Origin of the sequence: Saccharopolyspora spinosa NRRL 18395 (assembly GCF_000194155.1) — a bacterium.
GTDB classification, from domain to species: domain Bacteria; phylum Actinomycetota; class Actinomycetes; order Mycobacteriales; family Pseudonocardiaceae; genus Saccharopolyspora; species Saccharopolyspora spinosa.
Genome location: NZ_GL877878.1, coordinates 2,556,597 through 2,568,800 on the forward strand (window position 1 = coordinate 2,556,597; position 12,204 = coordinate 2,568,800).

Annotated in this window: 12 protein-coding genes; 7 read left to right on the plus strand and 5 right to left on the minus strand. The window is 70.9% G+C overall.

What is annotated here, in order from left to right:
- The first annotated feature begins 51 nt into the window (after window positions 1–51).
- Entirely contained in the window at window positions 52–321 is a 270-nt protein-coding gene (locus SSPN_RS0112815) for a MarR family winged helix-turn-helix transcriptional regulator (protein ID WP_143539512.1), read from the plus strand.
- Between the two features lie 72 nt (window positions 322–393).
- Window positions 394–606, plus strand: coding sequence for a hypothetical protein (locus tag SSPN_RS0112820; RefSeq protein ID WP_010695246.1), 213 nt, complete (start codon window positions 394–396; stop codon window positions 604–606).
- 255 nt (window positions 607–861) lie between these two features.
- Here the strand turns inward: SSPN_RS0112820 and SSPN_RS0112825 are convergent, their stop codons facing one another.
- Both SSPN_RS0112825 and SSPN_RS0112830 read right to left on the minus strand, forming a co-directional pair.
- The gene (locus tag SSPN_RS0112825; RefSeq protein ID WP_029535272.1) at window positions 862–1,632 is read right to left on the minus strand and encodes a maleylpyruvate isomerase N-terminal domain-containing protein; all 771 of its coding nucleotides are present in this window, start codon (window positions 1,630–1,632) and stop codon (window positions 862–864) included.
- Window positions 1,629–1,952 (minus strand): SAV_6107 family HEPN domain-containing protein, encoded by a 324-nt coding sequence (locus SSPN_RS0112830; RefSeq protein WP_237710533.1) that lies wholly within the window; start codon window positions 1,950–1,952, stop codon window positions 1,629–1,631. Before SSPN_RS0112830 ends, SSPN_RS0112825 begins: the two co-directional genes overlap by 4 nt.
- A 437-nt stretch (window positions 1,953–2,389) precedes the next feature.
- On the opposite strand from SSPN_RS0112830, the gene SSPN_RS0112835 reads away from it, so the two are divergent.
- A complete protein-coding gene (locus tag SSPN_RS0112835) occupies window positions 2,390–2,959 on the plus strand; it encodes a GNAT family N-acetyltransferase (protein WP_010695250.1) in 570 nt (189 codons plus the stop codon).
- Window positions 2,960–3,161: 202 nt separating this feature from the next.
- Here the strand turns inward: SSPN_RS0112835 and SSPN_RS0112840 are convergent, their stop codons facing one another.
- The gene (locus SSPN_RS0112840; RefSeq protein ID WP_029535274.1) at window positions 3,162–4,841 is read right to left on the minus strand and encodes a DUF885 domain-containing protein; all 1,680 of its coding nucleotides are present in this window, start codon (window positions 4,839–4,841) and stop codon (window positions 3,162–3,164) included.
- A 253-nt stretch (window positions 4,842–5,094) separates the two neighbouring features.
- Between SSPN_RS0112840 and SSPN_RS0112845 the strand changes: the two genes are divergently transcribed.
- A complete protein-coding gene (locus SSPN_RS0112845; protein ID WP_010695252.1) occupies window positions 5,095–5,763 on the plus strand; it encodes a DUF3153 domain-containing protein in 669 nt (222 codons plus the stop codon).
- 3 nt (window positions 5,764–5,766) lie between these two features.
- Here SSPN_RS0112845 and SSPN_RS0112850 read toward each other — a convergent pair whose 3' ends face one another.
- Complete coding sequence (locus tag SSPN_RS0112850; RefSeq protein ID WP_029535275.1) at window positions 5,767–6,636, minus strand: methylenetetrahydrofolate reductase; 870 nt, start codon at window positions 6,634–6,636, stop codon at window positions 5,767–5,769.
- A 246-nt stretch (window positions 6,637–6,882) separates the two neighbouring features.
- Between SSPN_RS0112850 and SSPN_RS0112855 the strand changes: the two genes are divergently transcribed.
- A complete protein-coding gene (locus tag SSPN_RS0112855; protein ID WP_010695254.1) occupies window positions 6,883–8,004 on the plus strand; it encodes a polyprenyl synthetase family protein in 1,122 nt (373 codons plus the stop codon).
- Window positions 8,004–9,467 carry a phytoene desaturase family protein gene (gene crtI, locus SSPN_RS0112860; RefSeq protein WP_010695255.1) on the plus strand — a complete coding sequence of 488 codons (1,464 nt, stop codon included), beginning with the start codon at window positions 8,004–8,006 and terminating at the stop codon, window positions 9,465–9,467. Before SSPN_RS0112855 ends, crtI begins: the two co-directional genes overlap by 1 nt.
- Before the next feature lie 164 nt (window positions 9,468–9,631).
- On the opposite strand, the gene SSPN_RS0112865 is transcribed toward crtI, so the two are convergent.
- Window positions 9,632–9,997 (minus strand): Rv2175c family DNA-binding protein, encoded by a 366-nt coding sequence (locus SSPN_RS0112865; RefSeq protein ID WP_202798810.1) that lies wholly within the window; start codon window positions 9,995–9,997, stop codon window positions 9,632–9,634.
- A gap of 171 nt (window positions 9,998–10,168) precedes the next feature.
- On the opposite strand from SSPN_RS0112865, the gene pknB reads away from it, so the two are divergent.
- A complete protein-coding gene (pknB, locus tag SSPN_RS0112870; protein WP_029535278.1) occupies window positions 10,169–12,154 on the plus strand; it encodes a Stk1 family PASTA domain-containing Ser/Thr kinase in 1,986 nt (661 codons plus the stop codon).
- The last annotated feature ends 50 nt before the right edge of the window (window positions 12,155–12,204 follow it).

Genomic DNA, 12,204 nt, shown 5'->3' on the forward strand with positions numbered 1-12,204 from the left:
TCACGTGCCGTTGGATCAGCTCCCCGGCCTGCGCGGCGACAGCAAGCTTCCTTGCCCAGCCGGGATGAAGAGCATCCAGAACGTGGTCCACACGGCCTGAACGTGCTCGCATGCGCGCGGTCAGGAACGCAAGGCTCCGAGGCCCAGCGGGGACGCGACCTGCAAGACCGGCGGGCCTGCTCGGTCACCATCACCGGCATGGGCAAGCGGGCCCTGACGAAGGCGGAGCCGGAGTTCGTCGAGCTCACGTTCGCTGCCTTCAGCGGAACCGAACGCGACCAGCTGACCGCGCTGCTGGGCAAGCTCCTGGACGTCGCGTGAATCCGATGACCTCGCGCGGACTTCGGATCTGAAGCCCGCATGAACCCCTCCGCCCAGGCAAGATGGGGTTTGATGATCTGGATTCAGTTCGCCGGAGCGCTGCTCGGCGGCGGGTTTTCGCTGCGCTGGCTCTTGCGGCAGGACAACGCGGAGCGCGGCTTCTGGCGCATTTTCGGGGTGGCCAGCACGTCCGCCCTGGTCGCGGTTGGTGCGTTCTTCGCGACTTACGTGCTGGTCGCCGTGCTGCTGGGACTGGTTTGGGTACTCCTCGGCGCAGTTTCTTGAACGGCTTGACGCAAGGAAACTCACCTCGGAAGCGACGCCGGGTGGACGGCAAGCGCGAGCGCGTCGCCGGGGCCGAGCCTCGCCCCAAACCCGAAGCTGGCCCGGCTTCGCGGCTTTCGCGGAAACGGCGACATGGACGGGAATTTCCCGCCGAAGCGGTGCCCGCACATGTCGACCCCGCCGTGCCGCACCGCGAACGACGTGCCGCAGCGCGAAGCCGGTCGCAAACCCACGACCGGCCCGCGAACGGCGTGCTCAGCGGGTGGCCAGCTGCAGCAGGCCCCACAGCTGTGCGATCGCGTCGAGATCGCCGCCGGTCTCCACGGCGCGATCCGGCAGCCGACCCCACATCCAGAGGTAGACGGCGGGCGCATCGCCGCCAACGACCGCGTCGGGCGTCGCGGTCGACACGTCGTCCGAGCTCACCACCGCAGTCCCGTTCTGGTCGGCGGTGACCAGCCAATTCCGGCCCTCCACGTACACCCCGACCGAACAGGCGCGCGTCGCGGTGATGCCGAGCGCGTGCAACCGGTAGCCGAACCACAGCCGCAGCACCTCGTCGATGCCGTCGGTCGCCACGTCGGGCTCGATCGGAGTCGGCAGCACCCCCGCAGCGGCCTGCACGTCCACCCGGTGCACCGTCGTGGCGTGCAGCATCCGGCGCAGCCAGAACCGCACGGTGTGCTGCTCCGGCCACCACGTCGGACACGGATCGTGCGGCGGCCTGGCGCCGAACTCGGCGAGCAGATCCGCCAACCGGACGGCGAACCGGCCGGTCACCTCGCGCAACTCGGGCTGGTCCGGCAGGTCCCAGCGCCGGTCCACCGCGGACGAGCCCAGCCAGGACAGCGTGTCCTCGCACAGATCGCCCAGGTGCCGGATGGTCTGCCCCAAGGTCCTCCCGGACGCGCCCCATACCGGCGCGTGGACGTGCGCGTCGTGGGTCGCCGCGGTGAGCAGCTGGGCCTCGATGCCGAGCAGGTTCAGCATCCGCCCGTAGTCGAGCCTCACTTCAGTACCGTTCATCGAGCCACCCCCAACAGGCTTCGCCCCACGATGTCGAGGAATTCCCGGCTGCGCGCCAGAAGTCCGTCGGCGTCCAGCCAGGTGATGGTGGGCACTCCGGCCTCCGCCGCGGCCCGCCGGTCCGAGCGCGCCGCGAAGTACGCCGCCCACTGACGCAGCTCGGGAGCGGCCCCGGTCAGCAACGTCCACACGCTGGCCGGACGAGCGTTCTCCCGCCGCCAGGAGCGCGCCACGACGACCGCCGTCGCCGCGCGTAACGCGGCCACGTGCGCGGCGACGTACCGCTCCCCGGGGCGGTCCGCCTCCTCCGCCTCGTGCAAGCACGTTCGCGCGTTTAGCAGCAACGACAGGGAGCCGGCCGGCGTCTCGGCCTCTGGTGTCGGTTCGTGGTTATCCACGGAGCACCGCGGAGCAGGAATCGAGAGATCAGTGGAAAAAGACATCGGCAGTCTCCTCTGCACGACGAAGCCGTCCACGCCTGCCGTGGGGAGCCGGCAGGTCCGGCGGCGGGGTGCTTCCCCCACCCCACCGCCGGACTCGATGCCCGAACTGGAGTTCATCGAACTCGCGTTCGAACAACTACAGATTAGCTCGCCCCACCGACGGACTCAAGCAATGCGCCGTAGCTCACCTGTTCGAGGCATGACCAGCCGAGATGATCACCCGAGTGGCCGAATCCGGCACCCGGCGAGGCCGCCTCGGCGGCCGGATCGGCCGCGAGAAGGACCGCGCGCTGGGAAGGGGTTAGTGTTCGGCCGTGACCGCCGCGCCATCCCCCAGCTTCGATCGGATCACCGAGCTGACCACGGACCAACTCCGGGCCCGGCTCCCCGAGGCCCTGCAGATCTACGTGACCGCGATGAACTACCCACCCGCGACCGCCCAGCAGCGCGCCCCGATGTGGTCGGCGCACATGCTGCGCGCGGGATGGCGGTGCATCGGCGCGTTCAACGACCACGATGAGCTCGTCGGCCTCGGCTACGGCTACCTGGGCGCGCCCGGGCAGTGGTGGCACGAGCAGGTCCGCCGCGGCCTGCTCAGCAGCGGCGGCGATGCCGAAGCCTGGCTGGACGAGTACTTCGAACTGACCGAGCTCCACGTTTACCCAGGGAGCCAGGGCGTCGGCCTCGGCGAGGAGATCCTGCGCCGCCTGCTCGCCGGGGCGCAGGGCAGCAAGGTGCTGCTGTCGACGCCGGAAGGGCCGACCCGAGCCTGGCGCCTGTACCGCCGGGTCGGCTTCGGGGACGTCCTGCGCAACTACCGCTTCACGGGCGACCCGCGGCCCTTCGCGGTCCTGGGCCGCTCCCTCCCCCTCGAACCCCGCTGAAAACGACGCCCGCTCCGCTCAGCGGTTCCGTTCGCGACGGCGCCGATTTCGCATCAAAATCGGCACCCCGCAACCCAATCGGGCGCGATCCAAGCGGGTCCAGGTTCGGGGCACCCCGCGTCGCGAGGGCGACTGAACCTGGAAACAGGTGAGGGGCACCCGTGACCCGGCAATCGGGTCGCGGGTGCCCCTCGCCGCGTGATCACAGCAGCGCTAGCTGCTCGCGGAGGGTGTCGAGGCCCATGCCGCCCATTTTCAGCGCCTGCGTGTGGAACTCCTTCATGTCGAACGCCGCGCCGTGGCGCTGCCTGGCCTCGTCGCGGGCCGCCCGCCAGAGGCGCTCGCCGAGCTTGTAGGACGGCGCCTGGCCCGGCCAGCCCAGGTAGCGGTCGATCTCGTCGCGGACCTGCGCCGGGTCGGTGATGGTCCGGCTCAGCATGAACTCCAGGCCCAGTGCCGGGGTCCAGCGCTCCCCCTCGTGGAAACCGGTGCCGGCCGGGATCTCCAGCTCCAGGTGCATGCCGATGTCGACCACCACGCGCGCCGCGCGGAAGAGCTGGTCGTTGAGCATGCCGAGCAGGTCCCCGTCGTCTTCGAGGTAGCCGAGCTCGCGCATCAGGCGTTCTGCGTACAGCGCCCAGCCCTCGCCGTGCCCCGAGACGAAACAGGCCAGCCGCTGGAACTTGTTGAGCCGCTGCGCCTCGTGCACCGCGGTCGCGACCTGCAGGTGATGCCCGGGAACCCCCTCGTGGTACACAGTGGACACTTCGCGCCAGGTGGGGAAGTCCTGCCGGTCGGCGGGCACCGACCACCACATCCGGCCGGGCCGGGAGAAGTCGTCGGTCGGGCCGGTGTAGTAGGCGCCGACGCCGCCGCCCGGCGGGGCGATCTTGCACTCCAGCCGCATCAGCGGGTCCGGGATCTCGAAGTGGGTGCCGCGCAGGTCCTGCAACGCCTGGTCGGACAACCGCTGCATCCACGCCTCGAACCGGTCTTGCCCGTGCACCTGGTAGCGGGGGTCCGCGTCCAGCACCGCCGCGGCCTCGGCGAGCGTCGCGCCCGGCCTGATCCGGTTCGCGATCTGCTTCATCTCCGCTTCGATGCCGGAGAACTCCTGCCAGCCCCACTCGTACGCCTCTTGCAGGTCGAGGCGGGCACCGGTGAAGTACCGCGACCACAACCGGTACCGCTGCTCGCCAACGGCGTCCTTCTCCGGCGCCTTCGGCAGCAGCTCGCCGCGCAAGAAGTCGGCCAGCCCGGCGAAGGCTTCGGCGGCCGATCCGGCCGCGGTGTCGAGGTCGCGGCGCAGCGACTCGTCCACACCTTCGGCCCGCGCGACCATCGCCGCGAAGAACGACTGCCCGCCGCGCCCGGACCAGGTGTCGCACTGCTCCGCGACCTTGCTGACCTGCCGGGCCGCCGAAACGTTGCCGTCGGCGGCCGCCGCCAGCAGCCCGGCGCGCACGCCAAGCATCGCTTCGGGCATCACCGACAGGCGGCGGGCGATCGTGCGCCACTGCTCCGGGGTGTCGGTCGGCATCAGGTCGAAGACCTGCCGGAGTCCCTGCACCGGGCTGGCGATCACGTTCAGCGCCGCCATGTCCGCGCCGACCTCGTGCAGCTCCAGGTCCAGGCCGATCCGCTCGGCGAACACCGCTTGCGCGATCCGTTCCGAGTCGTCGGACGGCTCGGCCGCCTGCACCGCGGCCAGGCTGCGCCGGGCGAGTTCCGCACGGGCCCGGTACCCGTCCGGCGAGTAGTCGGTCAGTTCTTCTTCCCGATCGGGTACGCCCATATAGGTTCCGGCGACCGGATCGAGCGAGATCAGCTCGGTGACGAACCGGTCGCTGATCTCGTGCACGCCGTTGTGGTCAACTCCCATGCCCGCCACGCTATCGCGCACCAACGACCCGCACCCTCCGCGGCGAAGCCAGATCCGCGCGGAAATGGGGCAGCCCAGCTCAGCCGCAAGCGGTGCCGGAAAGCGATCTCGGCTGTTTCTCCTTCCACCGCGCACGAAGCGGCTACCTCAAGAGTCGCCGCGAGCGCCGAAGGATGCCGGAGTCGGGAAGGCCGCGCACTCTTTCAAGTTCGCGGGGCGGCGGAAACGTGCTGCGGGTGGGAAGATCGCCCGAGTGGACGCCAAGTCGCCGCGCGGCCGCGCCGCGCTCCTGACGGTCCTGATCGGCGTGCTCGGCACGCTGCTCAGCGGGTGCCTGCACGTCAACGGCGCGCTGAACATCTCCGGCGAGGACCTGGTGTCCGGCGAGGTCCAGCTGTCCACCCAGATCGCCGACGGCCAGGCCCCGTTCCGGTTGCAGCCGCCCGAGAACCTCGCCGACCGGGTGCAGGTCACGCCGAACGACGACGGCGGGCGGACCGGCTCGCACCTGTCGTTCCACGACCTGACCTTCCCCGAGGTCGAGCAGCTCGCCGAGGCGCTGAGCCCCACCGACTCCCGGTACCGGCTGCGCCTGTCCCGATCCGGCTCGCTGGTGTTCTTCGAGGGTTCGGCGGACCTGACCCCGCTGGCCGACACCGACTCCGGCATCGACCTGAAGATCAGCGCACCCGGCGAGATCACCAACACCAACGGCCAGGAGAGCGCTGGCACGGTCACCTGGTCGCTGGAGCCCGGCTCGGTAACCGAGCTGTCGGCCACCTACCAGTTCTCCAACGCCGCTGGCATGGACTGGATCGGCTGGGCGCTGCTGGTCGGCGCGCTCACCTTCGGCGCGGCAGTCGTCGTGGCGCTGCTCGCGCTGCGCACCCACATCCGCACCCTGGCGGAGCAGAGCGCCTGAGCCTCAGAGGCCGAGGTTGGCCACCACCTGGCGCGTCGCCTTCGAGCGGTTGAGGGTGTAGAAGTGCAGCGCGGCCACGCCTTCGGCGATCAGCCGCTCGCACAACCGGGTCACCAGGTCCACGCCCGCTGCGCGGAAGCCTGCCGGGTCCTCCGCCAGCGGCATCAGCTGCTCCGACACCTCCGCAGGCACCGGCACCCCGGCGAGCTCGCCGAACTTTCCCAGCACCCGCGGGGTGGTGATCGGCATGACTCCCGGTAGCAGCGGCACGTCGCAGCCGCGGGCGACCATCCGATCGCGCAGCCGCAGGAAGTACTCCGGCTCCAGGAACAGCTGGGCGATGGCGAACCCGGCACCGGCCCTGATCTTGCGCACCAGGTGGTCCGCGTCGATGTCCAGGTCGGTGGAACGCGGGTGGCCGTGCGGGAAGGCCGCCACCCCGACGCAGAACTCGCCGAGCTCCCGGACCAGCCGGACGAGCTCCTCGGCGTAGGTCAGCCCCTCGGGGTGCTGGCGCCATTCGCCGTTCGGGTCGCCCGGCGGGTCGCCGCGCACGGCCAGCACGTTCTGCACCCCGGATGCCGCGTACCAGCCGATGACGTTGCGCAGTTCGGCGACCGAGTGGTCCACGGCAGTCAGGTGCGCCATCGGCGTCAGCGTTGTCTCCTGCGCGATGCGACCGGTGGTGCGGATGGTGCGGTCCCGGCTGGATCCGCCAGCGCCGTAGGTCACCGAGACGAACGCGGGATCCAGCGGTTCCAGCTCCCGGACCGCCCGCCAGAGGATGCGCTCCTCGTCATCGCTGCGCGGCGGGAAGAACTCCACCGAAAAAGTCGTCTTCTCGGTGTTCAACCGATCCACCACCGCCGTCATGCCGAACAGGATAGTGAACCGTCCCACGACCGGTGCCACATGGCGGTTCGAGCAAGCAGCCCGCTCAGGAGCCGCTTGACGCCGATTCGCGCACATCCGGGCGCGGAAGCGCACGCTGCAACGCTCGAAGAGGGCACCGCAAGACCATCTGGCTACGCTCCGGAGTCAATCTGGTGACTCCGAGCACCCCTTCGGACCCGGCCGTCACCGCTCGGTGGCATCGCGGAGGATGGAGGTGTGCCCCCATTGAATTCGACCGCCGTGCAAGCAACCAGCAAGGACGACGTCGCCGTGGAACTCGACTTCCCAGGTCAGGTCCAGCACACGCTGACCGAATACCTGCAGACCCGCCGCGCCGAGGCAACCGACGTCGACCCGGCGTTCGCGGCTGCGGTGGCCGAGCTCTCCGGGTTCGTCCTCGGCGGCGGGAAGCGGATCCGCCCGACCTTCGCCTGGTGGGGCTGGCGGGCGGTCGGCGGACCGGCCGAGGGGCCGACGGCACAGGCGATGCTGCGTGCCGCGAGCGCGCTGGAGCTGCTGCAGGCCTGTGCGCTGGTACACGACGACCTGATCGACGAATCGGACACCCGGCGGGGCAACCCGACCATGCACCGCAAGTTCGAGCAGATCCACCGCGAGTCCGGGTTCTCCGGTGATGCCACCCAGTTCGGGCTGGCCGCCGCGGTGCTGCTCGGCGACCTCGCACTGTCCTGGGCCGACGACATGTTGCACAGCGCCGGGATCGCGCCGGAGGCGCTGGCCCGCGCGCTGCGCCCGTGGCGCGCGATGCGCACCGAGGTGCTCGCCGGCCAGTACCTCGACGTGCTCGGCCAGTTCCGCGGCGACGAGACGCCGCAGGCTGCGCTGCAGATCTGCCAGTTCAAAGCCGCTTCCTACACCGTGCAGCGGCCGCTGGAGCTGGGCGCGGAGATCGCCGGCGCGGGCCCGGACGCGCTGCAGGCGCTGCGTCGCTTCGGTTCCGACATCGGCGTCGCCTTCCAGCTCCGCGACGACCTGCTCGGCGTCTTCGGCGACCCGGAGGTGACCGGCAAGCCCGCCGGGGACGACCTGCGCGAGGGAAAGCGGACGGTGCTGATCGCCGAGGCCGTGGCGGCGGCCCGCGGGCAGGCCGACCAGCCCGCGCTGGACCTGCTGCGCGACGTGCTCGGCGACCCCGAGTTGGACGCAGACCGCGTCGAGCAGGCCCGGCAGTTGCTCACCCGGCTCGGCGCGGTCGAGGCCGTGGAGAAGCGGATCAGCGATCTGACCGGGTCGGCGATGCTCGCGCTGCACGCCGCGAGGTTGGCCGAACCGGCCGCGTCCCGGCTGGCCGAGCTGGCGATCGCGGTCACCGACCGCAACCACTGATGCGCACGGTATCCGGCCGGACCGATCACGTCGTGGTAATCGGCGCTGGGCTGGCCGGGTTGTCGGCGGCCCTGCACCTGGCGGGCGCCAGGCGGCGCGTGACAGTCGTCGAACGCGCCGGACTGCCCGGCGGGCGGGCCGGGTTGCACGAGCTCGCGGGATACCGGATCGACACCGGCCCGACCGTGTTGACCATGCCCGAGCTGGTCGACGAAGCCTTGGGCGCGGTCGGCGAATCATTGTCCGAGCGCCTCGACCTCATCCCGCTGCATCCGGCCTACCAGGCACGGTTCGCCGACGGCTCGACGCTCGACGTGCACACCGACGCCGCCGCGATGGAGGAGGAGGTGCGGCGGTTCGCCGGGCCTGCGGAGGCGGCCGGGTACCGGCGGCTGCGACGCTGGCTGACCGAGGTGTACCGGGCGGAGATGCACCGCTTCATCGACGCGAACTTCGACTCGCCGCTGGGCCTGCTGTCGCCGGAACTGGCGCGTCTCGCGGCGCTCGGCGGTTTCGGTCGGCTCGGCCCGGCGATCGGCCGGTTCCTGTCGGACGAGCGGCTGCGCCGGGTCTTCTCCTTCCAGGCCCTCTACGCGGGGCTGGACCCGCGCCGCGCGCTCGCCCTGTACGCGGTCATCTCGTACATGGACACCGTCAACGGCGTGTGGTTCCCGCGCGGCGGCATGCACGAGGTCCCAACCGCGCTCGCCGATGCGGCGGCGGACGCGGGCGTCGAGTTCCGCTACCACGCCGAGGTGACCAAGCTGGAGCGGCGGGGCGATCGGATCGCCGCGGTGCGCACGTCAGACGGTGCCCGGATCGCGGCTGACGCGTTCGTGCTCACCCCCGACCTGCCGGTCGTGCACGAGCTCCTGGACCACCGCCCGCGACGGCGGTTGCGCTGGTCACCGTCGGCGGTGGTGCTGCACGCCGGGACCACCCGCGGCTGGTCCGGCGCCCACCACACGATCTCCTTCGGCGCGGCCTGGCACGGCACGTTCACCGAGATCATCCGCGACGGCAGGCTGATGACCGACCCGTCGCTGCTGATCACCCGCCCGACCGCCACCGATCCGTCGCTGGCACCCGACGGCCGCGAGCTGCACTACGTGCTCGCGCCGTGCCCGAACCTGCGCACGGGGCCGATCGACTGGGAGCGGGTCGGCCCGGCATACCGCGACGAGCTGCTGGGCACGCTGGAACGGCGCGGCTTCACCGGCTTCGGTGCCGCGATCGAGGCGCAGAAACTGGTCACCCCAGCGGACTGGGCTGCCGAGGGGCACGCAGCAGGAACACCGTTCTCAGCTGCGCACACCTTCGCTCAGACAGGGCCGTTCCGGCCGCGGAACCTGGTGCGCGGCCTGGCCAACGCCGTACTCGCCGGCTCCGGCACGACACCCGGCGTGGGAGTTCCGCCGGTCCTGCTGTCCGGCAGGCTCGCCGCACAACGCATCACCGGCTGACCGATGTTCGCGCAGTCAAAACCCGTGAGCACTTCTGAGCGTCATAGCCGCGTCATAGCCCCCAGAAGTGCTCACAGGTTTTAGGCATACGAAAGCTACTGGCTCGGGCCTCCAGCCCGGCTGCGCTCGCGACTCGCCGGGCGTCCCGAACCCTTCCGATGGCCTCAGAAGCCCATCGCCTGGGCCCGCCGCTTCACTTCCCGGCCGCGGTCGCCGCGCAGGGCGTCGATCGGCGTTCCGGGCAGCGAGTCGTCCGGGGTGAACAGCCACCGCAGGATCTCGTCCTCCTGGTAGCCGTTGTCCCGGAGCAGCGTGATCGTGCCCGCCAGGCCCTTCACCACTTCGGTGTCGGTGAGGAACGCGGTGGGCACGCCCAACACGCCGTTCCTGCGCAAAGCGAGCAAATGGCCATCTCGGATCAGTTGGTGCACCCGGGTCACGGGCTGACCGAGCCGCTCGGCGACGTCGGGCAGCGGGACAACCTCCACATCGGGAGCGAGCACATCCGGGGCAGCAGGGATCGCACTCACGCTGCACACCTTGCCACATGACCGAAGGTGATGCCGCGCACCGCACGAGTTTTCTTCGGCCTACGATCAAGATCGTGATCGATCCCGCGTCCGAACGCGGAGGTGTCCCCCGGACCGCCCGCCCGGCCTGCCACAATCGGATCGGAAAGGTTACCCGGCGGTTGGCGGAAGATGACTCCTGAGACACGCTCCAGCGGCGCGAGCCTCGTCGGAGCCATGCTCGAACGCCGTTACCGGGTCGATTCGCTGATCGCCCGCGGCGGCATGTCCACGGTCTACCGCGGCCTGGACACCCGGCTGGACCGGCCGGTGGCCATCAAAGTGATGGACGCCCAGTACTCCGGCGACCGCTCGTTCGTCGAGCGCTTCGAGCGCGAGGCGCGAGCGGCGGCCCGGCTGCACCACCCCGACATCGTCGCCGTCTACGACCAGGGCGTGGACCACGGCCCGGCCGGCGACCACGTGTTCCTGGTGATGCAGCTCGTCGAGGGCTGCACGCTGCGCGATCTGATCATGGACTGCGGCGGCCGCCTGCCGCTGCCGACGGCGCTGAGCGTCATGGCGCCGGTGCTCTCGGCGCTGGGCGCCGCGCACCAGGCCGACATGGTGCACCGCGACGTCAAGCCCGAGAACGTGCTGATCGGCACCGACGGCTCGGTCATGGTCGCCGACTTCGGGCTGGTCAGGGCTGCGGCCGAGGCGGGCACGACCAGCGGCGGCGTCATCCTGGGCACCGTCGCGTACCTGTCGCCGGAACAGGTGACCACCGGGGCCGCCGACGCCCGCTCCGACGTCTATGCCGCCGGGATCGTGTTCTACGAGATGCTGACCGGCCGCCCGGCCTACGTCGGCGACACCGCGCTTTCGGTGGCCTACCGGCACGTCAACGACGACGTCCCGCCGCCGAGCGAGCTGGTCCCGGAGATCCCCCCGGCCGTCGACGACCTCGTCTTCCGCGCCACGCGGCGCGACCCGGCGCGGCGCCCGGAGAGCGCCGAGGCGTTCCTCACCGAACTGGAGCGGGTGCGCACCGAACTCGGCATCGCCCCGGTGGCCGTGCCGGCCCCGGCGTCCGAGGAGCGCACCAGGCAGCTGACGCCGCCGGTCGCGGCCGGAGATCCGCCGACCGAGCAGATCCCGCCCGTCCGCGACACGCCCCCCGTCGGCCCGCAGCGCACCCGCGCGATGGCGCGGCCCGCCACCGGCGACCACACCCAGGAGTTCTCCACCGTCGCCGCTCCGCCCAGCGGGCCGGAGCGGGATCGCCGCCGCAGCAGGCGGACGGTCGTGGTGTGGACCGTCCTGGTCCTGGTGCTGGCCGCGCTGGTGGGAGGCGCGGCGTACTGGCTGGGCATCGGCAGCTACGTGCAGGTGCCGCGCGTCGTCGGAGAGCAGGAGGCAGCGGCGCAGCAGACGCTGGAGGGCGCAGATCTGACCGGCAACGTCACCAAGGAGTACAACAACACCATCGCGGAAGGCGTGGTGATCAGCTCCAACCCCGGCGAGGGCTCCCGGGTGCGCAGCGGCGGCACCGTGGATCTCGTCGTCTCGCTGGGCAAGCCCAAGGTTCCGCAGATCGCCGAGGGCACCACGGTGGCCGAGGCGGAAAGCGCGATCCGCAACGTCAAGCTGCAGCCCAAGCACGACGAGTCCGGCGACCAATACCACACCACGGTGCCCGAAGGCCGGGTCATCAGCGTCAACCCCGCCCCCGGCACCGCCCTGAACATCAGTACCGAGGTGACCCTGATCGTCAGCAAGGGCCCACCCCCGGTGAAGGTGCCCGATGTGCGCGGGATGAGCCGGGACGACGCCTTCACCACGCTGCGCAACGCCGGCTTCGACCCCTACGAGGCGGGTCGCCAGTTCGACTCCGGCGTCGACGGCGACCACGTCATCAGCACCGATCCGGCCATCGGCAGCGAACTCCGGCTGGTCGGCCAGCCACGGATCGGCGTGGTGCTGTCCAACGCGGTCCAGGTGCCCAGCCTCAACGGTGTTCAGGTGGACGAGGCGAAGCAGCAGGTCGCCGCGCTGGGACTGCAGCTGAGCGTGCAGGAGTTCTTCGAGCGGCCGAACATGGTGATCTTGGGCCAGTACCCGCTCCCCGGCAGCCGAGTGGAGCCCGGCACGACGATCCACGCGACCGCTTTCTGAGCACCGGTTCGTGGGTGCGCGCACCCGCGAACCGGCCAGAAATGCACGAC

Bases quoted from the DNA above. Each gene is read 5' to 3' on its own strand.
- SSPN_RS0112820 (WP_010695246.1), top strand. From the start codon at position 394: ATGATCTGGATTCAGTTCGCCGGAGCGCTGCTCGGCGGCGGGTTTTCG.
- SSPN_RS0112825 (WP_029535272.1), bottom strand. From the start codon at position 1,632: ATGAACGGTACTGAAGTGAGGCTCGACTACGGGCGGATGCTGAACCTG.
- SSPN_RS0112840 (WP_029535274.1), bottom strand. From the start codon at position 4,841: ATGGGAGTTGACCACAACGGCGTGCACGAGATCAGCGACCGGTTCGTC.
- SSPN_RS0112850 (WP_029535275.1), bottom strand. From the start codon at position 6,636: ATGACGGCGGTGGTGGATCGGTTGAACACCGAGAAGACGACTTTTTCG.
- crtI (WP_010695255.1), top strand. From the start codon at position 8,004: ATGCGCACGGTATCCGGCCGGACCGATCACGTCGTGGTAATCGGCGCT.
- pknB (WP_029535278.1), top strand. From the start codon at position 10,169: ATGACTCCTGAGACACGCTCCAGCGGCGCGAGCCTCGTCGGAGCCATG.